This is a genomic window from Mucilaginibacter sp. OAE612, assembly GCF_041806395.1.
Taxonomy (GTDB): Bacteria; Bacteroidota; Bacteroidia; order Sphingobacteriales; family Sphingobacteriaceae; genus Mucilaginibacter; species Mucilaginibacter rubeus.
Genome location: NZ_JBGMUW010000001.1, coordinates 2727697 through 2753551, shown reverse-complemented (window position 1 = coordinate 2753551; position 25855 = coordinate 2727697). Strand labels below are relative to the sequence as shown.

Annotated in this window: 21 protein-coding genes and 1 tRNA gene; 8 read left to right on the top strand and 14 right to left on the bottom strand. The window is 38.7% G+C overall.

Annotation, left to right across the window (positions count from 1 at the left end):
* Positions 1 to 76 precede the first annotated feature (76 nt).
* The gene (gene cobA, locus ABID99_RS11520; protein ID WP_090525798.1) at positions 77 to 805 is read left to right on the top strand and encodes a uroporphyrinogen-III C-methyltransferase; all 729 of its coding nucleotides are present in this window, start codon (positions 77 to 79) and stop codon (positions 803 to 805) included.
* Between the two features lie 4 nt (positions 806 to 809).
* Positions 810 to 1169 carry a hypothetical protein gene (locus ABID99_RS11515; protein ID WP_090525799.1) on the top strand — a complete coding sequence of 120 codons (360 nt, stop codon included), beginning with the start codon at positions 810 to 812 and terminating at the stop codon, positions 1167 to 1169.
* 37 nt (positions 1170 to 1206) lie between these two features.
* Here ABID99_RS11515 and ABID99_RS11510 read toward each other — a convergent pair whose 3' ends face one another.
* Positions 1207 to 1443 (bottom strand): hypothetical protein, encoded by a 237-nt coding sequence (locus ABID99_RS11510; protein WP_176624819.1) that lies wholly within the window; start codon positions 1441 to 1443, stop codon positions 1207 to 1209.
* A gap of 4 nt (positions 1444 to 1447) precedes the next feature.
* On the bottom strand, positions 1448 to 4936 hold the full coding sequence (locus ABID99_RS11505; protein ID WP_373613790.1) for a beta strand repeat-containing protein: 3489 nt from the start codon (positions 4934 to 4936) through the stop codon (positions 1448 to 1450).
* A gap of 543 nt (positions 4937 to 5479) precedes the next feature.
* Here ABID99_RS11505 and ABID99_RS11500 point away from each other — a divergent pair.
* Positions 5480 to 5809, top strand: coding sequence for a metalloregulator ArsR/SmtB family transcription factor (locus ABID99_RS11500; RefSeq protein WP_354482998.1), 330 nt, complete (start codon positions 5480 to 5482; stop codon positions 5807 to 5809).
* A 14-nt stretch (positions 5810 to 5823) separates the two neighbouring features.
* On the opposite strand, the gene ABID99_RS11495 is transcribed toward ABID99_RS11500, so the two are convergent.
* Complete coding sequence (locus tag ABID99_RS11495; protein WP_255485253.1) at positions 5824 to 6978, bottom strand: hypothetical protein; 1155 nt, start codon at positions 6976 to 6978, stop codon at positions 5824 to 5826.
* Between the two features lie 703 nt (positions 6979 to 7681).
* Here ABID99_RS11495 and ABID99_RS11490 point away from each other — a divergent pair.
* The 3 genes from ABID99_RS11490 (at position 7682) to ABID99_RS11480 (ending at position 8721) form a co-directional block, all read left to right on the top strand.
* The gene (locus tag ABID99_RS11490; RefSeq protein ID WP_354483001.1) at positions 7682 to 8017 is read left to right on the top strand and encodes a hypothetical protein; all 336 of its coding nucleotides are present in this window, start codon (positions 7682 to 7684) and stop codon (positions 8015 to 8017) included.
* A 172-nt stretch (positions 8018 to 8189) separates the two neighbouring features.
* Positions 8190 to 8276, top strand: a tRNA-Ser gene (locus ABID99_RS11485).
* A gap of 247 nt (positions 8277 to 8523) precedes the next feature.
* Positions 8524 to 8721, top strand: coding sequence for a hypothetical protein (locus ABID99_RS11480; RefSeq protein ID WP_176629017.1), 198 nt, complete (start codon positions 8524 to 8526; stop codon positions 8719 to 8721).
* Positions 8722 to 8821: 100 nt separating this feature from the next.
* Here ABID99_RS11480 and ABID99_RS11475 read toward each other — a convergent pair whose 3' ends face one another.
* From ABID99_RS11475 to ABID99_RS11430, 10 genes are all read right to left on the bottom strand, one after another.
* A complete protein-coding gene (locus tag ABID99_RS11475) occupies positions 8822 to 9040 on the bottom strand; it encodes a transposase (protein ID WP_090525805.1) in 219 nt (72 codons plus the stop codon).
* 155 nt (positions 9041 to 9195) lie between these two features.
* Positions 9196 to 10461 (bottom strand): hypothetical protein, encoded by a 1266-nt coding sequence (locus tag ABID99_RS11470; protein ID WP_188831984.1) that lies wholly within the window; start codon positions 10459 to 10461, stop codon positions 9196 to 9198.
* A gap of 145 nt (positions 10462 to 10606) precedes the next feature.
* A complete protein-coding gene (locus tag ABID99_RS11465) occupies positions 10607 to 11923 on the bottom strand; it encodes a hypothetical protein (protein ID WP_176629020.1) in 1317 nt (438 codons plus the stop codon).
* Between the two features lie 187 nt (positions 11924 to 12110).
* A complete protein-coding gene (locus tag ABID99_RS11460) occupies positions 12111 to 13742 on the bottom strand; it encodes a DUF6734 family protein (RefSeq protein WP_188831985.1) in 1632 nt (543 codons plus the stop codon).
* Between the two features lie 46 nt (positions 13743 to 13788).
* Positions 13789 to 16590, bottom strand: coding sequence for a TonB-dependent receptor (locus tag ABID99_RS11455; protein WP_373613789.1), 2802 nt, complete (start codon positions 16588 to 16590; stop codon positions 13789 to 13791).
* On the bottom strand, positions 16587 to 17312 hold the full coding sequence (locus ABID99_RS11450; RefSeq protein WP_188831987.1) for a hypothetical protein: 726 nt from the start codon (positions 17310 to 17312) through the stop codon (positions 16587 to 16589). The genes ABID99_RS11455 and ABID99_RS11450 overlap by 4 nt, the downstream gene beginning before the upstream one ends.
* 4 nt (positions 17313 to 17316) lie before the next feature.
* Entirely contained in the window at positions 17317 to 19494 is a 2178-nt protein-coding gene (locus ABID99_RS11445) for a peptidase domain-containing ABC transporter (RefSeq protein WP_090525811.1), read from the bottom strand.
* 242 nt (positions 19495 to 19736) lie between these two features.
* Positions 19737 to 20579, bottom strand: a complete 843-nt coding sequence (locus ABID99_RS11440) for a hypothetical protein (protein WP_090525812.1) — start codon at positions 20577 to 20579, stop codon at positions 19737 to 19739.
* A gap of 69 nt (positions 20580 to 20648) precedes the next feature.
* Complete coding sequence (locus tag ABID99_RS11435) at positions 20649 to 20867, bottom strand: hypothetical protein (protein ID WP_090525813.1); 219 nt, start codon at positions 20865 to 20867, stop codon at positions 20649 to 20651.
* 109 nt (positions 20868 to 20976) lie between these two features.
* Positions 20977 to 22563 (bottom strand): vitamin K epoxide reductase family protein, encoded by a 1587-nt coding sequence (locus ABID99_RS11430; RefSeq protein WP_373613788.1) that lies wholly within the window; start codon positions 22561 to 22563, stop codon positions 20977 to 20979.
* Positions 22564 to 23353: 790 nt separating this feature from the next.
* Here ABID99_RS11430 and ABID99_RS11425 point away from each other — a divergent pair.
* Positions 23354 to 23509 carry a hypothetical protein gene (locus ABID99_RS11425; protein ID WP_175489940.1) on the top strand — a complete coding sequence of 52 codons (156 nt, stop codon included), beginning with the start codon at positions 23354 to 23356 and terminating at the stop codon, positions 23507 to 23509.
* Positions 23510 to 23643: 134 nt separating this feature from the next.
* Positions 23644 to 24321, top strand: a complete 678-nt coding sequence (locus ABID99_RS11420; RefSeq protein ID WP_373613787.1) for a hypothetical protein — start codon at positions 23644 to 23646, stop codon at positions 24319 to 24321.
* Between the two features lie 713 nt (positions 24322 to 25034).
* Here the strand turns inward: ABID99_RS11420 and ABID99_RS11415 are convergent.
* The gene (locus ABID99_RS11415) at positions 25035 to 25808 is read right to left on the bottom strand and encodes a hypothetical protein (RefSeq protein WP_373613786.1); all 774 of its coding nucleotides are present in this window, start codon (positions 25806 to 25808) and stop codon (positions 25035 to 25037) included.
* Positions 25809 to 25855: the final 47 nt, after the last annotated feature.

Below are 25855 nucleotides of genomic sequence, written 5' to 3'. Positions count from 1 at the left end.
TTGATTTTGTGATTTTCACAAAATCAATGAAATATAAAGGCTTAAAAATCTATTTTTCAATCACTAATTTAATAAAATGCAAAAAAAAATACAAAATCCAGAACTTTTTGTACTTGGAGCCGGTCCGGGAGACCCGGAATTGATGACTATCAAGGGATTTAAGGTATTACAGCAGGCAAATGTGATATTATATGACAATCTGGCTAACAAAGAGTTACTGGCGATAAGCCGGGATGATTGTGAAAAGGTATACGTTGGCAAGCAACCTTATGGTGACTATACACCGCAGGAAACAATTCATGAGCTGATAAAACACTACGCATTTACTAAAGGTAATGTGGTAAGGTTAAAGGGAGGTGATCCATTTATATTTGGCCGCGGATTTGAAGAAATTGTTTATGCCCGTCAACATGGTATCACCACACATTACATACCTGGTGTAACCAGCATGCAGGCCTCCGGACTGGAAGACATCCCCTTAACCCACCGGCAAGTGAGCGAAAGCGTATGGATGGTTACCGGCACCAAAAAAGATGGCAGTCTATCTGCCGATTTAACCTGCGCCATGCACAGTAACGCAACAGTTGTTATATATATGGGGATGAAAAAGCTGGCAGAAATAGCATCAGCCTACATAAAAGCGGGTAAAGGCGATACACCGGCAGCTATTATACAACATGCTTCATTGCCTCAACAAAAATCTGCAAAAGGAAAAGTAAGCGGGCTTGAAGCTATCGCGGCAGATAATCAGCTTACTTACCCCGCTATTATTATTATAGGTGATGTTGTTAACGTAAAAAATTAAAAAAATGAAGATCAGAATAAAAGGAAACTCGCTGCGCTATCGCTTAACCAAAACTGACGTAGAAAACTTTGACAGGGACGGTTATCTGGAAGAAAGCACCAATTTTGGTTCACAAGTATTTAAATATGCATTGCAACGCTCTGCAACTGAATTTTTAACTGCCGGTTTCAGCGATAACACCATAATTATGTATATGCCGGCCGCGATGGCCGTTGAATGGGCAAGCACCGACCGTGTTGGTTACGAAAGCAACCACAACCAGATGTACCTGCTTATTGAAAAAGATTTTAAATGTCTGGATAATGTGGCTGAAGACCAAAGCGACAATTATCCTAACCCATTGAGTTTAAAACTTCAGCATTAAGCCAGGAAGGAGTAAATAAAAATCAATTAAACCGAAGTTATGATGAAGTTTTGGCGTGTTTATTTAATCTTAAATGCCGAACGGTAAAAAATAGCGCAACTAAAATCAAAATCCATACCCAGGTGTCCAGCGGGCAACCGTCGGGGCCGCCATCATTGCCATCGCAAAGACCATCTCCCGGATCGGCAAAACTCCAGGATACAGTGAGCAGGTTGATTATTATAATAGCTAATATTGTTTTCCATTTTGATTTAATCATAGCTAATTCAAACATGTTATTATTGTCTAAAAAACATTCCACTCCCAATCCTATCTCCTGTGCCTTCATTAACTGCAACTACTATGTAAAGCCCGCGGCTCAAGCTATTAACATTTTCCTGTATAGTATTTGTACCTGTTGCCGATAGTCTTCTCACAATAGCCCCCGAAGGGCTGACTATATTAATCCTAACAGGCCTGGTTGATGTTTGTTCTACCTTTATATTGACTGTACTCGCTGAAACTACGGTTGGATAGACCAGAAATTTAGTTACTCCGGCGCCCGGTCGGATCTCAAAATTAAGGTTATCGGAGAGTTTATTTTCCCCGGTTACCAGGGTTTGGCCAAGGCGGTAGATTATCTGCCCGCTACCAGGAGTTTGGTCTGTATAGTTATATTTACCGATACCAGTTGACTGCAGGCTATCTATAGTCAAAAACGTTTTGCCCCCATCAGCACTTTTTTGAACAGCGAATTTGGTAAAGTTGCTTTCATTATTGGTTTCCCAGTTTAGAGCTATCCCTTCAGTAACTTTCTTCCCTGTAAAGGTTAACAGCCGATAATCGTGACCAGGAACGATACCTATTTTAAGATAAAACCTGTCATGAGCATAGCTTGCCGGGTTCGACTCTACTTTGAATGCGTATTCGGAATTATGTACAACATCAAGCGAATCGTTGGTGTATTTATCCTTTAGATAAATTGAATACCTTGCATCTATATTCTTTTTTACGGGCGAGGTAAGTTTATACGTGCCATAATTCGAGAAAGTAACGATCAGGTTTACACGTTTTAACTTTTCGAGATTACCTGTGTAATTAGCAAAACACCCTACCGAATCGCTGCTTAACGAGTAAAACAAATCACCCTGCCCTGATGGCCGATAATAGGGTGCATCTTCGCCAGGAACAAACTTGTCTGTAGCATTTTTATCAAAATTGATATCGGTAGAGTTGTGGACTATCGCATCCTGCACCAACTCCATAGTAAGACGGGGCAAAGGGCTTTCAATATCATTGGTAGCTTTGCTCGCAAACGAAGCGCCAATATTTTTACTTGGGTTGCTAACGACATTGAATATTGGATTAGATGAAGGAGAGTTTGAGTAAAGAGAATAGGCCACCTTCATTGACTCATCAAATTTAAGCGCTGACGCAGCTGTTGCTAATATGAAAAAACCCTGTCCTGACAAAGCATAACGACTCGCACCTGCTCCGACACTATTAGTACTGGCATCATACAAAGCAAACTTGGTTGAAGAACTATTGGTGCCCGTACTTGCGTCTTTTACCAGCATATAATAAAATTTGTGAACACTCCCGTTTACAGTATAAAGTTTATTAAGGTCAATTACTGACGCATAAGGGTTACCAATAAGATTAAGTCCTTTCTTTGTTGAGACGGTTGAATTGAATGACAACGCCTGCGGAGCACTTACTGCTGTAGCCGTATAATAAGTTGGCGGCGTAGATGGAAAATTAACAATATTGGCCGTTAACGCGGCATTGGTAGCGGCTGAGCCAGTGCCTTTAATAACTGTACCGAAAAAATTTAATGTAGCGTTATCCGTCGCCGGAAAAGGCCTTACAAAAGGGTTAACCACGCTTCTGCTGCCTCTGAAATAATATAAAAAACCATTAGCAGCAGGCAAGCCCTGGCTTGTTGAGCTAAATGGCTTATACTCGTTATTTACCACCTGATTGGGGTCGGTACTGAGAGGCGCGTTTTCATCATATACAAAAACAGACGGACTATTATTCGTGGTTGGAGAAGAATCAAAACCACCGCCAGACGGGCCTGTGATATAAGTTGTTGCGATAAGCGGAATCAGATTATAGGTAGAAAGCGAGCCAGTTGTTGTAAATGTAGTTGTACCGTTAAGCACCGGCGACGAAAGCAGCATATACCGGCGCAAAGTGCCTTTTACGTAACGCTGAACATTAATACTGCCGGTTATACTATTGACGAAACCACTTGATACAAGATTACCGATACTTGCGTCCCCAACAGCAGTAGACAATAACGTAAGCGCCGATGTTGTTGATGTGGCATTACCTACCGCAAGGGTCGACCCCGCGCTTGCTGATGAGGTTACATTTAACGTATATAATGGAGCAACTGTAAATTTGCTGCCTGATGCCATTGTTTTGGTTCCGCCACCAGTGAAGGTTACGTTATAAAAATTTGTACCGGTGCTTGTAGCATCTGTGAGCGTTTGCGTTGTGCCATCAAATGATATCAGCGCGGATGCATTGGGTGTAAAAGTGCCTGTATTGGTATAGTCCTTGGCAATCGATAAGGCACCTGTCCCCATATTCATGGTGCCGACATTGCTGAGCGTTCCGTTTACGTCAATACTTCCAGAACCGCCGGTAATCGTCGCAGCTGCATTATTAGTCCAGATGGCAGCTGTTGAACCAGCCACACCAATTTTGGTAGCCGTATTGGTTGCATTGGAAAATGACACATTTGAATTTGTGGTAAATGTGGAATCGATATTTAAATAACTTGTTTGACCAGCGGTTGTACCACCAATAACAGCTGTGCCGCTGCCTTGTATAATGAGGTTGTCATAAGTGCGATCTGTAGCCGCATTTGGGTTTACAGGCCCGCCACCCGAGCCAAAACCCTGAACTGAAGTAGTATAAATCACTGGGTTAGCCCCTTTATAATTAACAGTAGCTTTACCTCCATGGTCACCATAAAAATTACAGGACGCATAAGGTACAGGTATCGTTCCGATGGCGTTTGTGGCGTTAAGGATTAATGTTGGATTTACAACCGTATTAGTTGTTTTATATGATGTGAGGGCATTCACCGTAAAGTAAGCGCCGTTCTGACTGGTAACACTGTGATTTGTAAAGGTTATCTGGTTATTTATGGTCATAGTCCCCCCTTCCAATCTGAATCCACTTCCATTTTGTTGTTTTACGTTCAGATGTATATTTACATTGTTGCTGACTGTTAGTGTGTTGACCTCCGAAAACAAAAATGAAAAACTACCATAGGTGGCTGAATTAGTACCGATTTGTATGTTTGTGCAGGAGATCGTACCGGTTCCTCTTATATCATTGAAAATGGTACCACTTGCATTGGTATTGACATCCTGGGTGATATCACCTGTTACGGTCAGTGTCGCGCTATTTACAGTTAATATTGTTCCGGTTAGCGATGTGCCCGCTAAGACGCCTCCCGAAACGTATTGAATCCGTCCAAAAGTGATTGAAGCTACTGTAACGTTTGCCGAAAGGACAGGTTGGTTTGTGTAAGTAGAGCCTGTAACACCAAAGCGAACAATGTCGGCAGTACTACCGCCCTGACCGGGGTATGAGGTTGTTGTCGCTCCTCCAACAGTCCAGTTATCCGGATTGCTCCATAAAGTGCCGTTTATATAACCACCAGAACATAAAAAACCTGAACATGTTCCCGCGCCGGTCCAATCAAAAGTAGTCGCAAAAGCGAGCTTATTTATGAAGAGTGCACAGATTGATAGCAGGATAATTTTCAAATAGCTTATTTTCAAGATTTTTGTGCGCTTGGTTTTAAATTGTTTCTTTATACGTTATACATTTCCTTCAGGTTATATTTCAATGCAAAAAACAAGTTACATTTAATTAATAAGCAGAAATAAAACAATACAAATCCCCCTATCATTTGATTTGATCGGCCCGCTTATCGGAGTAGTATTAATATCCTTAGCGTAACCATCTAACGGCGTAAAAAGAATAATACAACAAGATGGCCACGAACTGTTATTAACAACACGTATCAAGAGAACTTTAAATTTCAGGCAAAAAACAATTCGGCCTGGCGGCTAATACTTTTTTTAACCCAACCCTAAAATCTTTTTTTCCTGTTTACTACCACAGAAGTATAATACGAATCAGAAACAATATAGAATGTATTCGACGATAATATGAGTTTTCCAGACCCAGACTTTCAGAAAGCAAGATTCAATTTTTATGTAATCTTATGAAGATTAGATGAAGGCTCCGGCCGACAGTTGTTCATGTTTAAATATGAATTATATATTTGTAACTCATATTTAAACATGGCTAATCATAAAAAGACTGAGTTTGCCGCAACAGATCAGGACATATCAATGGTAGCAAAGGCGCTGTCGCACCCTGCAAGAATCGCCATCATGCGTATTTTGGCACAGCACAAGCATTTTACCTGCGGCGAAATAGTTGAAATACTCCCTTTAGCGCAGCCAACGGTATCCCATCATTTAAAAGAATTAATGGATGCCAGGCTGATCACCGTTGCAATTGATGGTAAAAAATCATTGTATGATGTAAACTGGCCAACCTGGAACAAGTATACAGCCGAGTTTGAAAATATGCTCAGTGCTATTAACAATGCGGACCAGCAGACCTGATTTGCCTTGTTAACTTATGGGTTATATTCATACACAACCTTATAAGGTACCTGTTTAAGTGAAGCAGACACCTGTCCTATCCTCAGATCGCGCAGTTGTGGGGTGGGCTCACAAAAGGAATAAGCTTTTCCTTTATAAAGCAAGGGTTTCCCCATCGGTTTATTAAACTGCACTGCCATAGTTATATGAGTTGGATATAACACCGCGATCATCGGCAAATTGTATATTTCTTTAACAAGGTAAAAAAATAACGCGGCACGATCATCGCAGTCGCTGTATTGGGCAAACAGCGTTTCTTCCGGGCTCAACCGTTTCTCCCGGCCGAAATTCATATCATCATTTTCATATAAAAAGGCATATCGGGTAAAATGCATCAAGTAATCAACACCTTTTTTGATACTCATGCCGTCCACATTTTTTTTTAGCAGGGGGATCAGCGATCCATAAGTTTCTTTACTCAGCGGAATATTGAAGTAAGATTCAAAATCTACAACCGGATAATTCTTGAAAATGGAATCAATCAGCGGGTTAAGCTTAATCCTGAAATAGTATGCTTTATGCCGGTAGGTAAACTGCAGATCCTTTTCAACATAGTCCGCAGGCGCAAAATCAGGCATGCTCGTAACCTTATATGAAAATGAGTTTATTGCACCGGGCACATTGATATCAACAGGAATAGCCGGTTGTATTGTAAGATCGGTACCCGGATAGTCATGAATGTTAAGACACATGTACTTTTTATCATCAACCGTATAAGAAGGAATATCTGATACATCTTCATTGTTGTAAACATAAAAAATGATTTTTTTTCCGGCCAGCGCCAATCGTGCGTCATAGCCCGATTTAACCATCAGGAACCATTTACACAAGGTGTACGTATTGTAATTTTTTTCTTTAGGGCTTATTTGCTGGGCAGTTTTGCGCACGAGCTGGTAATACAGCCAGTCATTAAGCTGGTGATCTTGTTTATAACTCAATAATGCATTAAGCAAAGATTTATAATTACCGGCATCAACATTGGTATAAAAGCTTTTTATGTTATTTACCGATAGTCCGCTTGTGGTATCGCTAATAGTTAAAGCATCAGCATTAAATGTACCATCATAAAAAGCAAAACAAATCCTCCCGTTACTTTGAGCAAACAAATTAGCTGTACTTAAAAGTATCAAACAAGGGAATAATATTTTAACATATCTGCCCATAGCAAACACATCATTTTACTTATAAAGGTTAAAGCATTTTGGTTTATGTCTAAATATACAAAATTGCAAATTAAAACATCAATTGACTTAATATTATTTTAATCGTTTAACAACATACTATTAATATTACACGCATAGATTTGAATTGGAAAATTATGATGCATGAGGACAGAAACATTAGGTAAAAGAATACTATGCTTATTTATAGCTATAGGGTATTTCTTTTTTTCGTGTTTGTATGTTACACGATGTCCCAAAATTGCAGGTCATGTCAAAACAGGAAAGTATTTAACGCTTAACAACGGAACGGTAAAACAAAACGGTCCGGTTATTTCGAGTGCAAATAACGGTAAATCGGCACCTGTTCTCTTTTTATCCCGCCCGCGGGTCATTTTCGGCAAAACCTTAGCTGCATTAAATAATCAATTCAGGTTAATTCGTACTTGTGAGTTATGTCCGTTCCTGTTCATATCAGAATATGACACTCAAAGCAGATTTCGGCCTCACAAGGTTTTTTACGCTGCTAACATTTTTTCCATTACCTGTACCTGGAAAATCTGATTTATCAACTTCTCTCCTGCCAGTACCTTTTACAACGTTTTCTTATTACCTGCATTTACAGCGATTAATGCTGTACTATTAATTTATTTAAAAATCGTGTAGACAAGTTATGCCTTATTTCAACTTAAAATTTTCAAATACCGATAATGAACTGGCTAATTTTGCGAAAGCCCTTGCATTGCCGGTCAGGATTGCCATTGTTCGTATCATTATAGCTAACGGCAATTTAGTACCCAAAGAAAGTTTATATAGCATCCCGTTTAACCAGGAAACAATAACCAAACATATTGCCGAATTAAAACGGATGGGTATTTTAAAGGCTTGTGGTTTACGCGGTTCAATTAAATACAGTATTGACGAGCGGTTGTTTCGTCAAATGGCCGATGGATTTGCCATGCTATTTGAAAGTATAAGGAGATTTGAACATGATCTGCCGGACTATTAAACTTGATTATACGAGCATTGAGGTGATTTTCTGAACGCAAGATGATTAATTACAAAAAAAATCAATTATAATAACCTGATAAACAGGTACTGCGTTATAACATTTACTTAACCTGTGCTTAAAATACCAATTCAGATTTGGCAATTCGGTTCAGATTTGTACTTTTGCGCCCGGAGAGTTGGCAGAGTGGTCGATTGCGGCAGTCTTGAAAACTGTTGAACTGTGAAAGGTTCCTGGGGTTCGAATCCCTAACTCTCCGCATCAAGTATTATTCAGTTAGGATAAAAAGCGCTGTAAATGAAATATTTACGGCGCTTTCTGTTTTTAGCCATCGCCAAAATAAACCGATCAATCGCGTTGTTCCGGTACCCGTGGGTGACCTTTTTCAAGGTAAGCTTGCCGATCACCGGAACGTTATAAGTCTCCTATATTGAACATTTTCTTAATTTAAACATCTTGATTTCAGTAGGATATGTAACTGATTTTATTCACTTAAAGCTTCAGTGATGAACAGATCTTTTAACCTCCTCTTTTACGTAAAGAGATCAAAAGCAAATGCCGAAGGCCTCGCCACATTTACCTGCGTATTACTACCACTGGGCACTTTAGATTGGCGAAGAGGGGGCAATATCACTGGTATATCCAAATTACCGCCTGAAACCGTCATTTTTCAGGGCGCAAAAAGGGCGCAGGAAAGAATTTAATTACAGTCTATTTAAGTCCTTTCAATCACTTATTTAAATACATAAACATCTTAATAACAGTATATTAACAAATAAATGCGTCTAAAATTAGAAACTAATTTCAGGGTGCATACATATGCTTCAGCTTTCGGTTCTCTTCCTCCAGCTCTTTCAGCCGCTTCAGTTCCTGGCTATCCATACCGGCATACTTTTTACGCCAGTTGTAAAAGGTTGATTTGTGAACGCCCAGTTCGCGGCATAAATCGTTAAACTCACGGCCTCCTTCGTATTCTTTGATCGCCTTGACAATCTGTGCTTCGGTAATAATAGAGTGCTTCATCGTTTGACTGTTTAAAGTTAAGGCTTTTCGTCCTTTAAGCAGTCCGATTTTTAGGAGGGGTTACACTGCTCCCGCTTAATCAAATAACGACCACAATCGTTACTGTTTTGCCAGTCCCTTAAGATATCCTAAGCAACCTTTTTACTAACCCTTTATCAAATTAGGTTGGAATCTACGTAAGCCGCTTTTGCCTCATATATTCTCTTTAGCTGAGCATTTGCGCGAGTAAAGTTTCTGATTAACATCTCTTTATCGTCATTATTTCCTTTTGATACATCAGAATAGCCGAAGTATTTTTGCACCGAAATAAACGGGAAAAACACCATTTTATTAATCACCATTTTGGAAAGCAGAATATCCGCAACTACATTATTATTATAGGGTTCGTCCAATATTTTTTGAAATACAGGTTTATACAAAATAGTAAATTGTGTACAATGGGAATAGCCTATCCAGGCTCTATTATTGGTAATGGGAAGGGCCTTAATCAATCCACAGATACCACCCAACAGCATCTCGGCCTGCTGCAAATAAGCCTCCATAATATTTTTAAGTAAAAATGACCTGGAGTAGTCGGATGTAAACTCATGATCATCTTCACAAATAATAATTACATCATCCCCGTTTTCAATAGCTAGTTTTATAATTTTACGAACGGTTTCCCATAAGCCAACGGCGCCGACTGGATTTTTACAGGCCTCTATTATCTGGATATTGAACTCATCCTTCCCAGCAAATTGCCCTTTTATATGTTCCAGTCTTTCCGTTCGTTCCGGCAGATTAATTATATATGTTGGAATAATGACGTTATCATAGTTTTCTTCATTTAAGGCATCTGCATTTTCGATTGAAAATGACTTATAAAAGGCAGAAATGCGTTCTATTAGTTCAACTTGTTCCGAAGCATTGAAACTTGGTCGTTTTACGCGTGCCTCATTAGTATCCGACTTTAAACCGGCACCTTTTGGCTCTGTCAAATTTGATATAAATGGATATATAAAGAATTGTCCATTCGCAATTGAAAATATATTTTTATCCGCCAGTAATATGTCTTCAAAAAATGGGCGAAATATAATTGTAAACTGCGATTCGGAGAAATTCTCTACCCAAAATATGTTATTTGAAACTCTTATCGCACTCCCAAATGAGGTTACGTCACCACATAAAATATCTGCACCTAACTTTTCTGCCTGCCTTATACATTCTAATAAATTATCCGTCGAATAATTGGCCGTAAATTGATGGCTGTCTTTACATATCAAAATGTAATCTGCATTTGTGCTTATTACATTTTGTACAATTTGTTGGATAGTTTTCCATAAATCACTTATTTTATTTTCATCGGTAATGGGTTCCACAAAATTCAGTGCAAATTCTTCTTTCCCGTTAAACTCCTTAAGGATATTTTCTTTAAAATCCATCCGGTCTTTGGGGTTGATAATAAAGGTGGGGATGCATTGTCTTGTCATATTCATTTTTATAACTATTAATACGTGATGGGTAAAACAATCACTGATGATTGTTCTTAAATATTTCGAATCTATACATTAGAACATACAATTCTTGTCAGGACATTTGCAAACTCGAATAAGCGGCCTTTGCTTCATATATTCGCTTTAATCTTGTGTTCTCGCGATAAAATGACTTGGCAAACAACTCTATATTTTCATGATTACCTTTAGTTACATCTGAATAGCCAAACGGCTTTTGGGCAGAGATAAATGGGAAAAACACCATTTTATTACTCAGTATCATCGAAAGCATTGCATCTGCCGTTACCGTATTGTCGTAAGGGGTGTCCAATATTTTTTGAAATACAGGTTTATATAAAATTATAAATTGCGTACAAAAGGAAGTACTCACCCAGGCTCTGTTAGTGGTAACAGGAAGGGCTTTATGGAACTCACAGATACCGCCCGAAATCATTTCCGTATGCTGTTCATGAGCTTCCAATATATTTTTAAGTAAAAGTGATTTGGAATAATCGGCCGTAAACTGATGATCGTCCTCGCAAATAATGATTACATCATCTTCGTTATCCATAGCAATCTTTACTATCTTCCGAATGCTTTCCCAAAGCCCAACCGCACCAATCGGATTTTTGCAAGCTTCGATTATTTGAACTTTGAACTCATCCTTTCCCGCGAATTGCTTTTTTATATGGTCGAGTCGTTCTGTTCGCTCGGGAAGATTGATAATATAGGTTGGAATAGCTACATCATTCAAAAATTCTTCGCCCAAGTCGTTCTGCTTTTGCCCGGAAAATTCTTGATAAAATGCGGAAATATTATCTAATATTTCAACTTGTGCTGAAGCCAACCCGCTTACATTTTCCGTTCTGCTTATTTCGGTATTGCCGGGCGTTGCGTTATCACGGACGAGTTCCTTCTTAATTGATATAAAAGGATATATAAAAAATTTACCATTGGTAAATGGGAAAGTTTTATAATCATCTGTTAGAATGGATTCGAAGAATGAGCGGAAGACAATTGTAAATGGCAACCCTGCAAAATCCTCTACCCAAAAAATATGTTTTGAAATCCTCAAAGCACTCCTGAATGTGCCCAGCCCACCACATAAAATATCGGCACCTAAATCTTTGGCCTGACTAATGCACTTAATTAAATTATTCTTTGAATAGCTATCGGTAAATTGATGGTCATCCTGGCATATTAGAATATAATCGGTTTCGGTTGCCGTCACTTTTCGGATAATATGCTGAATAGTTTTTGGTAAGCTTATTACATTATCTTCGTCCATTACGGGCGCTATAATGTTTACCAGAAATTCCTTTTTTCCTGAAAATTCTTTCAAAACAGTTTCTGTGCCATCTGTACTGTTGTTGTTAATAATAAATGCGGGGATGAAGGTTTGATTTGTCATTTCTTGTTTTGCGATTATTAGGCTGGTAAATTTGCTTCCACCTTTTATGGAATTCCCACCTATGTTACTTTTCAGAAGCAACCGATTGTTTTATTTATTTAGCTTGGCGACTTCCAGGCTTTAACAGTAAAGGCTCAACCTACCAAGAAAAACCCAGCGTATTCAAGTTTATATAGCCTTGTTCATTTTATTTAACAGCTTTAATTATTTTAGCTTGTAACATAAGTTTTATTCTACCGATAATTAACAACTCAAATTCAGCTAAAGAAGCCTTAAGATCATCCGGCTCAAAAACGGACCTTATTTCAGTTAATACATCATTTATTGCTACCGGCTGTTCCGATATCTGTAATAAGCGCATATCCAAATCATCAATTATTGACAACGAATAGCCCTTGTAATGGCATTCCGGTATAATGCATACATAAACACTTGTTGGCGTTTCATTTAAATTTAGCGGCCGTTTCTTTAAATTTTTACTGATTTCAGTATCAAACGACCTCCAGTCAAACGAGCTTTCCGTTATTTGAACTATCTTATCTGCTACGATCTTCTTAGCATAGCTACTGTCTCTGTCAGCAAAAATGTATTCAAAATAATTAGTATGTGCAATGTCTCGTTGGTACAGAAATTCATTTGAATGTTGAGAAAAATCGTTTTCTATAGTATCATTAAGCCTTGCCTCAAATAACTTTGCGTCATTCAGCATTTTGGAATATATGGCATCATCTATATTATTTGTTTCTGTATTATCGATCGCTGCTAATACATTTTCAACTATTTTACTTTGAAACTGACGTTTGGTTTCTGATTTAATACCTGTATTCTTTTCTGATATTACCAAATCCGGATGTTGTTGGCAATCCTTCAAATTAAAATATCTATCTGTTAAATATTTTTCGGTGGGCTGATTAATAAAATAGTAATAATCCTTTTTTAAGGGAGTCTGCTGATTCTTAAACAATGCAATTATCCGGTAATAATATTCAGGATAATCCTGCCTTAACCTGTTTGCCAGTTGTTGACAAACATTCGAAGTTCTTTTATATTGACCTATCAGATGCAGGTAATTTTTGTTAAAAGGCACTTCCGTAAAATCGCCGAACGATTTATATTGGTTATCAGGAATGATCTCATCAAATAACACATTTACCTTTTTATTAAATTTAGCTGCCAGGCAATAAAAAAGATATTGCTCAAAATATATATTGAAAGCGCCAATGTTAATATTGGAGAGACTGTTGACATTATTGCTTATTGTTTCCTTTGATCGTGCTGTATAAAGATTAAAAAAACTCAAGTCGTTGCCGCCTATGATCCCGGCGTTGTAGGCATATATTTTATTTTTTTTATCTTTTTCTTCTGTTACTTCAATTGGAATGTAGGTTAATCTGGGTTCCAATTCGCTAAATAAATTTTCATAAAAGCTAGTTCCAACTTCCAAATTCTGTGCTATCAAATCGCCATGAAGCAGACTTTCATCAAAGGGTTTCCAAATAATTACATCTCCGTCCACGTGTAAAAATGGTACGGCTTGTTGTGAATAGGTATGTATTTTGGGCAACCCCCATAACTCAGAGGGGTTTTGATCGAATTGATCCAAGTCGCATACTACATCTGTATAGGGTAGCCGTAAGGTATCAATTAGAGTTTTTGCTGTAACACTATCGGCATGTAATACAACCTCATCGTAATATTTTTTTAATTGCAGACAGCTTAAAGCCCAGCCCATTAAATGATATTCGGGCGAATACCATCCGGCATTAAATTTCAGCATATCCTTTTGATTACATGCCCAGGAAGTTTGAACGATTTTCATATTGGATTTTTAGTTGTGTAAATGTTCTAAGTCATTATTTAGCCGGTTAATGAATAAAGCTCCCGTCTCCCCTGCGTTTCAACGGCTGGCCGTTATGCATCGGCGTCCCCCCCCATTTTTGCAGATTTAATTTTAGCCCCACCAAAAAATATCGACTTAAAGTATTTGACTGTGTGTAAGTTATGGACTGCGGCGTAACCGATTGCTGTAAAAAATTGTTCTGGTGTAATAGATCGAATACATCAAAGGTGAGTGCCAAACTCTGTGTCCGCATTGAAAATCGCTTTTCAAAACCGGCATTAATTACCAGCGGGTTTTGTTTATAATTTGTAAAGCCCGATATGTAATTCTTGATGGCATTATAATGTAACTGAAAATTTCTTGGTAAATAGATCTGACCATCAATCGCCAATTTGGTGGTTTGAATGGTGTTTGAAGTTGCATTTAATGTGTTGGTGAATGACCTGTTGACCTCATAACCTATGTAAGGGCTTATTATAAACTTATTATCATTTAAACTTATCTGAGGGCCAAACCTTTCATTAAAATCCCATTGGGATGTATGGTAGGATATACTATTGCTTACCGCATTGAAATAGCCATAAGTAATGCTTCCGTTTAACCCAAGATAATAGTTCCGATCATTTAATTGTTTTGAAATTGAGTAGCCGCCTGTTATTGCCTTGTCGCCGTTTATATTAACATAATTAATTTCATTGATGGTTTTATTTAATGTCGCCGAAATGGGTGCTGTGATCTGCACAATATTGGTCGCTACCTGATTATCATATAATCTTCCGTCTACATTAAAAGAAATATTAAACTTGTCATTGGGGAAATATTTGTTGTAACTGGCCGTAACGCTATGGGTAAAGGTAGGCTTAAGGTTGGGGTTGCCTATAATAATGTTATTGGGATCCGATCTGTCTATAAAAGGCTGTATTTGTTGAAACTCCGGCTCGGTGTTGATACCGGAATACGCTATTTGAAATCTTTCGGAAGTTGACCAGGAGTATGAATACCTGAATACGGGTATGATCCTAAAATCCAATCGGGAGGTAGAAACATTATTGGCCGTATTATTGTCTACCTGTGTGCCTGATAGTGCGGTAGGTACAAATGTAGCCCCCAGGGATAAATTGCTCTTTCGGCCGCTATACCGGTAATCAACCGTGGCCCTTGTTTCTGTAAACGAAAAATGATAAGTATTCTCCAACCGGGTGAGTTCCTGTAACTGACCATTCGCCAACACCGTATCCGATATCGCTTTATTGTCATAAACTGCGTTTCTTATTTGTCCGGTAAACTCAAGTTGCGCCCTGGCCGTTAACGGCTCAACATAAGTAACAACGGAACGATAGACTTTGCTGTTACTTGTTTTGTTAATTATTAAATGGGATAAGGAGTCCTTTACCAACGTGTTCTGCGTTGTGTCAAGGTAATAACGGTACTCAGTGCTTTTATCCCCCTTTATCTGGCTATTTGATTGAGTGAAGCCAGCCTGAATAGAAAAGTTTCTTTTGGGCTTTTTAAATGTATGCACAAATAGTGCTGTTAAACCATAGCCATGACCGGTAGTTGAATTGACTGCTTCGAGGTTGACCACCGGGTGTTCAAATCCAGTGGTAAAATAATTTAAATTACTTGTTAGCGTACTGGTGGTTGCCGAGGAATTAATATTATTGAATGTTGCGTTGATTTGGAGATAGTTGGATTTATCAAGGTTATCCTCCAGTTGAAATTTTACAGTATTGCCACGGCTTGAGTTTTTAACCGTGCTATTGTTAATGAAATTACTTAACCCATTGCTTGAATTTGCAAATCCGTAAGTATTGCTTATTGAGTTAGTATTATTAAAATTATAAACGTAACTGCCAGTGGCCACTATTTTACTGCCCCAATCATCAGTATAACTAAAGGTAGGTGATCCGGATCGGGTTGTTCCGGGAGTGGATATCACTGAACTTGTTGGCGACGTTGAAGCGACACCATTGACAGTGCTGCTTACATTGCCAATTAAATTTAATACCCGGTTGGCATTGATATGCTGTACCGAAAGCTGTTCATTATACCGGCCATGATTTCCTTCTTGCGATACGATCCGGGCAATAGTACCAATTGACTTATCGGCCCTGGTGGTGATGTTCAATGTTTTTGAAGGGGCGCCATCTTTTATCCCGGTCCGGGCAGCCTGATCTCCATAATCATCAACTATCTGAATTTTATCCACGATGGAAGCCGGCAAATTCTGGATGGCCTGTGCTACATTTCCCCCTCCAAATACTTTTCCGTTAAGCTTGGCTTTTGTCACTTGTTGACCCTGGTGTACCAATGTCCCATCTGCTCCAACCTCCATTCCCTCCATCTTCTTCAGTAACTGATCCACGGTAGAGTAAGCGGGTACTTTATAATCGCTGGCCCTGTATTGGACGGTGTCCGTTTTATAAACAATCGTGGGCGTTCCGTTAACGTTGACTTGTTTAAGCTGATAATATTGATCTTTGAGTATTATTGGTGCCAGTACAATTTTTTTTGTCTCCTCATTATTTAAATACCGGCTCACCTTGGTTGTAAATCCTACTTCGGATACGGTAAGTAAAAATGTCGCCTCTCTTACATTCTCGAATATAAAAATCCCATCTTTATCAGAGCTTGTCGCCATCGAATCTTTTGCAGACTTTAGTATGACCGTAGCCCTGGCAACCGGCGTTCCGGTACTGTCCTGTACAATCCCGCTAACCTGGCGAAACTCCCGCGCAGGCAACTTCGGTGCGTCTTTATTGATAATTTGTTGCGCCTTCAAATTTGTCGCTACAATTAAAAAAAGGATAAAAAAAATATGTTTCATTTTATCCCTCTCATTAAGCTGTTAATTAAACGGTGAAATAAAGTGGCTTTGGCTGTTATAATTTCGGCGTCGGCTATCATCCCGTTCTTCAATAATAAATATCCGCTTCCATGGTTATCAAAAGCCACCTCTGCAACATATTCTCCTGTTTTTACTTGATCATCGGTAACATACCTGATTACACCGTCCAACGTACGTTGGTCATCAACAGGATTTCTAAGTTTAATTAATACTGTTTGCCCTGATTTAACCTTATAAATATCATTTTGCGAAACAATCATTTCTCCGTAAAACCCTCTATTCTCACCAACTATAAAAAATACATTCTGATTAGGATGTAATTGTTCATTTTCATGTATCACCCCCGCATAAATTAATTGCCCATCGACCGGTGCTTTAAGGTTCTTTCTGCCGGTCGAATTTTCGAGGACTGCCAAATAATCGTCTTTCTTGACGGAGCTATTATTTTGTACCAATATCTTGATTAATCTCGCCGAATCTTTTATTGACAAGCTATATGGTGAGTTTACCGAATGTATTTTTATCTGTGTTTGAATAGCTTCGGGATAGCTTATAGTTGATGAAATGAACACACATATTATTGCGATAGCTAATACCAGACTTATTCCCCACCTATACAACCACATTGGCGGTGTACCGATAATATCCTGCATTTCTTCAGCATGTACCGGCTCTTCTTGATTTAATAATTCCTTTGCCATGTAATTATATGCCTAATTCAAGTTGATTTTTCACCAAGTTAAAATACTCCCCCCTCATTTCAGTTAGTTGGCGATGAGTACCTTGTTCAATAATTTTGCCCTTATCCATAACAATAATATTATCAGCATTTCTTACGGTGCTTAAGCGATGTGCAACCACCACCACGGTTTTTCCGTTAGTAAACTGGTTCAGGTTGTCCATTATTATTTTTTCGTTGTTTGCGTCCAATGCATTCGTTGCTTCATCAAAAAATAAGTAAGCCGGATTTTTATAAACAGCACGGGCGATAAGCAGGCGTTGTTTTTGGCCCTGACTTATTCCATGTCCGCCTGCTCCAATCTTGGTATAGAGACCAAAAGGCAGCTCGCTTACAAAATCATTCAGGTTCGCTGTTTCAATGGCCTTATTTAATTTATCCAAATCCGGAAAATCATCTCCAACCGCTATATTATTGGCTATAGTGTCTCCAAAAATAAATCCGTCCTGCATTACGGTCCCGCAACTGCTCCGCCAAATCTTATAGCTTAAGCTGGTTAAGTGTATTTTTCCAACTTTTATTTTTCCGGTTTCGAGCGGATAAAAACGGAGAAGTAATTTCAGCAATGTGGTTTTACCGCTACCGCTCATTCCCACTATTGCCGTAGTTTTACCCTGCGGAATGTTTAAATTTATATTTTCCAAGGCGGGATTGGCATCGGCTCCCGGATATCTGAAAGTAAGGTCTTTAATACTAATGCTTTTGTCAGCGGGCAATTCATTGATAAACGTACAGTCAGCAGGCTCTTCATCTTTTAGCTGGTGCACTTCATTCAAACGTTCCAGGCTAATTTTGGCATCCTGATACGCCTGTATAAAGCCAATCATTTGTTCGATAGGGTTACTTACCTGACCAACAATGTATTGTATAGCCATCATGCCGCCTAAAGTAATATTGCCGTCAATAACAGCCTTTACGCTTATAAATGTTATCAGTATGTTTTTTCCCTGATTTATGAATGCTGATCCGGTTTGCTGTATCTGGCTTAGGGCAAGATTTTTTATTTTAAATTTGTAAAGGCTTGCCTGTATATTTTCCCAGTGCCAGCGTTTTTGTTTTTCACAATTATTCAATTTAATCTCCTGCATACCATTTACAAGCTCTATTACATTGCTTTGATTATTTGAAGCGATGCCGAACTGTCTGTAGTTAAGGTCACGCCTGCGTTTCAAAAACAGAATTATCCATAAAACATAGAGTACGGTACTAATAAGAGAAATTAAAAAAATCAGCGTATTATAATAAATCAATACAATGGTAAAAACCACCAGGTTAAGCAATGAAAACAAAGTGGTTAATGCGGTGCCGGTTAAAAAGTTTTCTATCTTTTGCTGGTCATTCATTCGCTGCAGAACGTCGCCTGTAGTTTTTGTTTCAAAATAGCTGATTGGCAACTTCATGAGTTTTACCAAAAAATCGGTTAAAATAGAAACATTGATACGCACACTTATGTGAAGCAGTATCCATGATCTGATGAAATTGATGCTCATACTTCCCAAAAAAAACATCAGCTGAGCAATCAAAATCAAATAAACGAAGTTAAGGTTACGGGTATTGATGCCTGTATCTACCAGGGCCTGCGTAAAAAACGGAGTGACCAACTGTATTAATGTGCCAACACCCAGTCCAATAATCAACTGAAAAAAAAGTTGTTTATATTGGAAATAGTAACGGAGGATGGCACTCCATTTGACCTCATTTTGCTTATCTTCTTCAAGTTCATAAAACGAAGGCATTGGTCCTAGTAAAAGTGAGATGCCATCATAAAGCTCTTTGTGCGAAAACCAATTTGATTTAAATTCTTCTTCCTGTAGCATAACCAACCCTTTGGCCGGATCGGCGATGTAGTAGGCCGTGCCTCCTATTTTATAAAGTATAACATAATGGTTTTGACGCCAATGCAAAATACAGGGCAGTTGTACTTGCTTAAGCTGTTCAATAGTTACCCTTACGCCTAATGAGCGTAAGCCTATTTTTTCTGCCGCGTCGCTGATGTTCCATAAAGTTGTCCCCCCTCTGCCCGTAAAACACAAAGCCCTCAATTTTTGAATGGAATAATTGCGATTATAATACTTAGCAATCATCCGCAAACACGTTGGGCCGCAATCTAAATTGTCTTGCTGTTTGTAAAAGGTAAATTTCAATTGACTTGAGTTATTTTATTGTTTTCTGCCAAGGCATACTTGCCGAAAAAATCTATAGTTTGAATACCCAGGTATAAAGCGTTCTTGGGCATCAATGCGCTGAATTTGTTTTGCTTTTAATTTTCATACCGGCAGGTTCACGCGGACTGTTTTTTGAAAGATGTAGAGACTTTAAGCTTTCTTACCAGTAATGCTAAGCGCCATAACAAACAATATCAGTTTAAAATTCATTATTTATCCATTTACTTTTTTGCTAAAGTATATTCACCCCAAAAATCTGTGGAGGAAGTAAAAGCCTCTATATGGACTTTAACAGGAAACGAAGGCTGGTTATTTTTGATGTATTCGTCGCTAACCCCAGGCAGGGGCCCGATGGGGACAACATATACTCCCCCAGCCAACGTTGTTGCTTGGCCGGCCGCGTTATATACAGCGGCCATATCTACGCCCGGCAATTTAATATTATAGGTAAATTTTGCAGGCGCATTTGCATCAAGTCCCAATTGTTTTAAACTGATAGACAACTCATAGGTAAAAAACAATTTATTATTAAAAGCTCCGGCTGCTTTGATGCCATCATGATTATATACCGAAATAAGGCTGTCCATGCTTTTTATTCCGGTTACCTTAATGAGTTTGGATGCATTTGCGTAATCTGTATTTTTTACCTTCATAATCGAGTCGGCTTCCGTCTGAGAAGCTGGCTGGTATTTTAGATTAACCCAGACCCGGTTGTGCATATCTGGGAAAGGATAAGTTATACTAATGCCATTTTTGATGTTTTTTTGATTAGATGGATTAATAGTCAGAATGATACCGCCTCCCAGTATTTTATTGATATTGGTATGTTCCGTTGCCTGTATAGTTAAATACAAGTTATCATCATCGTTAGCCATCGTATAAAAAATATCTGTAGCATGGTTATAAGCCTGAAATTTGTTGCTCCATTCCGTTGATTTCCCGTCAATTTTCACGTTCGACGGAGCGCGCAGGCTGCTTTGTTGGATGCCGGGCAGCTTTTGAGCATAAATAATAACGGGTATTACGATTGACAACAACAGTAGTGAGAGGTGTTTAAAGTTCATTTTTTTACAAAAAAAGATTCACGGAAAAAACAACCATGATTTTTGTTATCATGGTTGTTTACTCAAAAATTAATAACAATCAACATTGTCGCAACAATCGTTCGTATTGCAATTATTATCTGCACCAGATTGAGTACCACTTGTGATACTGGTGTGAACTCCTACTGCCCCTGCACAACCGGGGGCACTACTCCAGTACCATGTACATGAGCCTCCACTAATCATTTTCATTTGATCTTTGGTGAGCATTTCCTTAATGTCTCCAAACTTAAGTTCCAACTTTTTCATAAATTTTTGTTTTTAAATTGATGCCTCTATTTTAGGGTTGCGGCTTTCCTTATCCTGTTTTACCAAGGCAGGCAACTTTTTTGTTCGCGAAACAAATTCTTTACACCTTTTACAAAACATATTTAATATCTTCTGCCTGGTAAGCAGAAGGTAATCTGCGACCGTTGATGAACAGCGTTGGCGTACTTGTAATTTCTACCATCTTACACCACTCTTTTTGCGCTGAAAGTGCGTTAGATTCAATCGCAGTTCCCATAGCCGGGTATTTCTCTTTCCATAATTCATATTTTTTTTTCTCCTGTTTATACCAGTCATTTATTGCTTCTTTAAGCCTGATTTCGTTCTTTTCAAACTTTAATGCCATAAAGTGGCTGATAACATTTTTGTCCAGTTCTTTTTGATATAGTCTGTTAACAAAAACCAATTGAAGTTTTATATCATCTCTTGAATCAAGTAAATTATCCAAAAGCATATGTGTTTTTGTACAATGAATGCAAAAAGGGTTAGATACCAGCGTAATCACGTTGGTAGCTTCTTTGTTACCTATCATGATAGTATTTTCTTCGGTTGGCAAAGCATACTTATTCTCCCGGTGCAGCATATTTTGGAATAATTCTTTATTGTATTTATACCTATACAACTCCAGTCGAAGCATTTGTAATTGCATAGAATTAATCAAGTAAGGCTTTATGAAGACCCATAAAAGGATCGGAACAAGTATTCCGACAAACAAATTGCTCAAGGTATGTAAATCGGGATACTGAATTCCATTGGATAGATAAGTTATAAAAGCAGCAAACTCCAGCCATAAAAGAGCCTGGACCGTGCAACAGAAAATACACCATTGCTTTGCTACCCGCCACTGATAATAAATGGAATAAAAAGTATAGGGTAAGCTTAGTAAATTTAGAATTCCCAATATTTGTATTAAGTGGGCGTTTGCGGCATTAAATAGCAAAGCAACCAATGTACCTGAATAGTAAAAAAAACCAATTTCGCTCCAACTCAATTCTTCGGTTACTTTTGCAGCCTTTGATGATAATATGACATGGCAATTTTTACTATTATCGTCCCCGCAAAATTTTTGTATCAGAGGATTATTTGCATCGATGCTTTGTATTAGTAACAATATGGAAGCTAATAAGCCTACCGTCTTAAAAAAAGCTAAGATGCCGATATGCCAATTTATAGTTTGTAGATAGGATTGATTGAAAAACAAATAAGCGAGAAAAACAATGATTAGTCCTGATACAACAAACGGCATGCGTAGGGTCTCGATGATTTCTTCCCTGCGTTTGGCAGAATAATCATACTCACCGGATGAGTCATCTTTTTGAAACGCTAATATAGATCCCTGATAACGACTTTTAAATTCGTCTATACTAAATGAATGGTTATTCCAATGGTCATTCGATATGGTGATTTGGCTTTCATCTTTTTGGTTTACTAAAACAAATTCCCCTTTTGCAAAACAAGCTATAAAAGGCAAAGGTATTTCCGTCTCAATTAATTCTTCAACACTAACCTGGTAAGCTTCATTGGGGATATTCCAATAGGTCAATACCTCACTGATAGCAAGTAGGCTGGAAGCATCGGTATGTTTTTGCAATTCACTAATAATGCTATTCCGGGTGACGGGAATACCCAATTGTTTCACGACAAGGCTTATTACCTTAACTGAGTTACGGTGTTCCATAGGATATTAAAATGGCTAAGCGATGGTCAATAAACGAGGACGATCAGGATGTTTTTCGAATTCCTCAGTGATATTATCACCAATAACGGATATATCAAATGCGTGGCCAATACAGGTTATTACCTGCGAAAAATTACTTTTCATAATAAGGTTTAGATGTACAATTAATACTCTTCAGTACTAATTAGTTGTATTAAATTGATCGTATTTAATCGGTAGTATAAATTGGTATTTCAAATATATAATTATATATGTCAATAACACAAGTATTTTTAAAAATAATTTTCATTTACATGTATACCGGCCTATTTAATCTGGATCGTTGTGTTTTGTCCATATCCAAATCCGCAATTAACCCCCTTGAATTCGAATTTTCCAACTTCGAATAACTGCTTAAGCAAGATATTGTTATGAATTCCAAATTTTGTTTGACTTTTTCCCTGATTGTCATTTCGAGATTTGTGAATTGCGGTTTTCTAATATCGATCTTAGCTTTGTATTTCCAGCGGCAAGAGGTCTTTTTGCCCTACAAAAAGCCTCTTACCCTCCGGGGATTTGTCGGAATTTCGCAACTCTTTCCGATGTATTAAATATTTTAAGTTCTATTTGAAAATATAATTTCGAGTATCTGAAAAATATCGATTTCAATTTTTGGAGTTTCATTACTACGTCGTCGTTAAATCGGCAGACACTTTTCTTTCAGTAGCCAAATGTACGAGCCTCATTTTTGTTGCCTGTCGTTTAACGGCGGTTGACAAACCAGGCAGGACAGCGCCGGAATTCCGCAATCATGAACAAGCCTGATTCTACCATGGGATCTGATTTAAAAACATTTTCTAAAGTGATGGCTGATTGCTTCCGCCCTACTATTGAAGATTTCTTTTTGGGGGTGGTAAAACGTTTGCTTTACTTTATGCTTAAGCTGATGGTCCGAAGGGGAAAATAACCTCTTCGAATGAAAAATACGACTTTCCCTGTTACGTATTTTACATTTTTATTTATGCGGGATTACCACCCTTTTCGCGCTGTTTTCGCTATCTAAAACCCTGTTCATTTGCTCATAAGAAACAATTCTTAAAAATGGAACAAGCATCAGTCAACGAAAAAAGATCAGTAGCAGGACTCGGGTACTCCATTTACCTCCTGGAACAAGGTATTACATTTTCGCATACCCCACCCTATCTGATCTCGGGCGCTCTGACCGGTCCGGAATCCTGGCTGATCCACCTCTCTATCGTAAGCCAGCAATTTGATTCGTACATCAGGCCAATCCTGGATTTCCTGAAATCGGAAGGTCTGCCATTGGCTATACCCGCAGACGCTGTACAACATAACAGCATATTGGGTGGCACAGGCGGCTTTCAGTTCACCGGCAAAGTGATCTCGGTCAGGGTTAGCAGAACCAATGACCTGACAAGAATAACCGAAAAGATGCGCGATCTGACCAGGCACTGTCGTTTCTGGAGCCATGCGGCGCTCCTATTTACCCTCCCGTATGCTACTTACGTGATCCTCATGTACGGGGTACAGTTGGCGACGGTGATCCCCGAATCGCTGCGTGACCCGCGCGAAACCATCTTAACGGTAAAACCGCATTCCATTTTCTGGACGCTGGATGCGCTCGGTTTTATCTGCATGGGAAGTTCCACGTTTTTGGCGGCCTTTGCGCTGGAAAAGAGCGACCGGAAAGCTTGCCGGCTGCACGGCTTTTTACTGGCCAACGGCTTGCCTATTTCTACCCGCGTTTTTCCACCTTAGTGCTGTTCATCGTTTCGCCGTGGCTGGTCACCGCGCCGGGGTCGATGCTGGCGATGGCGATGTTTCTATGGAGGACACAGGATAAACTTTAATAACCGGAAAACGCTGCTGCCGGCTTATGCGGCTTCCAAAGCTGTATCGCAGCTTTCTTTTCCCTGGCCGGACCCATGAACGATACCATATGGTATCGGTTTGATACTTGCAATATTATCTCGATGAATTCATCTTTAAATATAATCATAGAGGCAATAGACAATCTTTAACTTTTTAGTCAAAAAAACGGCTACTGCCTCCTGATGGGCTATTACTTTCAAGAGCCTCCGCCGGGGCAAAACAAACTAAAATAATTAAGCGCGCGACCAGTGGGATCTTTACTATTTTAGGGATTCCGATCGGACAATGCATCGATTATTTACTCAAAAGCTTAATAAAAGCCTGCCCAAAATTGTCACCATTTTCTATTTCAAAATCATTTGATATAGCGAAACTGAAGATACAGCCCAATAATAACCGCATAACACATACTGCCTACAATCGCCACAATTAATCCTGTTATAAACAGATGCCCGTTATAACAGGCGGGGCGTGGTACGTCGGTCTTTTTTTTTGCCATTTTTAATGCGTAATCCGGAATTATATTAACAAAGTATCCATTTGATTAAATCACCCAAGAGGCGATCTGCTTAAATGTCGATGGTAAAACCAACCCGCTCCTATTTGAAATCAGCTGATAAATCGGCTGTTTGATAATAATCTGTAACAGCATTGGCATCGCCGTTAGGCATAATCGAAATAAGCTGGCTGTCTCCTTTTGCAAAGGGGACAAATTGTCCGTAATTGTTTTCTGGGTCGGTGATGAAAACATGTTCACTGCTCTTATAGGGCAGATCCTTTGTTCCGGATTTATAGACCTTGAAATAATACTGATGATCGGGTTCCAGTGGAGGCAGTTCTGTAAAATCGCTGAAGGCGCCGCTTACATTCTTAATTACTTTATTCAAAGGCTTGTAAACAAACTCAAATTTGTCATAGTCTATGTATTCGTCAAAAAACTCGACATCTACAGAACCTCCGTAAAAATCGATAAAAGTTGTTGTGAACCGGAGACGAAAGCCCATGTTTTCAGGGTTTTTAACAGGTGTAATAGCGACATTATCAGAAAACGTCACACCGTCATAAAAGATCCGTTTGGTCTGATTAAAGGGATTTTCTGAAAGGCTGATCGTACTGACAGCCTTATGGTCGTTTTTTTTGCGGACCTGTATCTGATCCCTGGAATTGAAAAGTGACACATTAAGTTTAAACTCGTTGTTGATGGCTTCGCCGATATTTTTATCATTCAGTGTAAATTCAAGTGTATCAGTCAGCACCAGCCCTTTAATGTTGAGTTGTACAGCTTTTACAGGATTGTTATTTAACAACTGCTCTTTCTTACAGGCAAATAAAAACAACGATAATATTGGGAGCAGGTATTTTATTTTGATCATATGTTAATTATTTGAAGAAAACCGGGACATCAGCTGATGCCCCGGTA

Coding starts and splice junctions, on each gene's coding strand:
- ABID99_RS11420 (WP_373613787.1), top strand. CDS start 23,644: ATGGAACAAGCATCAGTCAACGAAAAAAGATCAGTAGCAGGACTCGGG.
- ABID99_RS11425 (WP_175489940.1), top strand. CDS start 23,354: ATGAACAAGCCTGATTCTACCATGGGATCTGATTTAAAAACATTTTCT.
- ABID99_RS11515 (WP_090525799.1), top strand. CDS start 810: ATGAAGATCAGAATAAAAGGAAACTCGCTGCGCTATCGCTTAACCAAA.
- ABID99_RS11480 (WP_176629017.1), top strand. CDS start 8,524: ATGAACAGATCTTTTAACCTCCTCTTTTACGTAAAGAGATCAAAAGCA.
- ABID99_RS11440 (WP_090525812.1), bottom strand. CDS start 20,579: ATGAACTTTAAACACCTCTCACTACTGTTGTTGTCAATCGTAATACCC.
- cobA (WP_090525798.1), top strand. CDS start 77: ATGCAAAAAAAAATACAAAATCCAGAACTTTTTGTACTTGGAGCCGGT.
- ABID99_RS11415 (WP_373613786.1), bottom strand. CDS start 25,808: ATGATCAAAATAAAATACCTGCTCCCAATATTATCGTTGTTTTTATTT.
- ABID99_RS11450 (WP_188831987.1), bottom strand. CDS start 17,312: ATGGCAAAGGAATTATTAAATCAAGAAGAGCCGGTACATGCTGAAGAA.
- ABID99_RS11435 (WP_090525813.1), bottom strand. CDS start 20,867: ATGAAAAAGTTGGAACTTAAGTTTGGAGACATTAAGGAAATGCTCACC.
- ABID99_RS11490 (WP_354483001.1), top strand. CDS start 7,682: ATGCCTTATTTCAACTTAAAATTTTCAAATACCGATAATGAACTGGCT.
- ABID99_RS11500 (WP_354482998.1), top strand. CDS start 5,480: ATGGCTAATCATAAAAAGACTGAGTTTGCCGCAACAGATCAGGACATA.
- ABID99_RS11430 (WP_373613788.1), bottom strand. CDS start 22,563: ATGGAACACCGTAACTCAGTTAAGGTAATAAGCCTTGTCGTGAAACAA.
- ABID99_RS11470 (WP_188831984.1), bottom strand. CDS start 10,461: ATGGATTTTAAAGAAAATATCCTTAAGGAGTTTAACGGGAAAGAAGAA.
- ABID99_RS11460 (WP_188831985.1), bottom strand. CDS start 13,742: ATGAAAATCGTTCAAACTTCCTGGGCATGTAATCAAAAGGATATGCTG.
- ABID99_RS11475 (WP_090525805.1), bottom strand. CDS start 9,040: ATGAAGCACTCTATTATTACCGAAGCACAGATTGTCAAGGCGATCAAA.
- ABID99_RS11455 (WP_373613789.1), bottom strand. CDS start 16,590: ATGAAACATATTTTTTTTATCCTTTTTTTAATTGTAGCGACAAATTTG.
- ABID99_RS11510 (WP_176624819.1), bottom strand. CDS start 1,443: ATGTTTGAATTAGCTATGATTAAATCAAAATGGAAAACAATATTAGCT.
- ABID99_RS11465 (WP_176629020.1), bottom strand. CDS start 11,923: ATGACAAATCAAACCTTCATCCCCGCATTTATTATTAACAACAACAGT.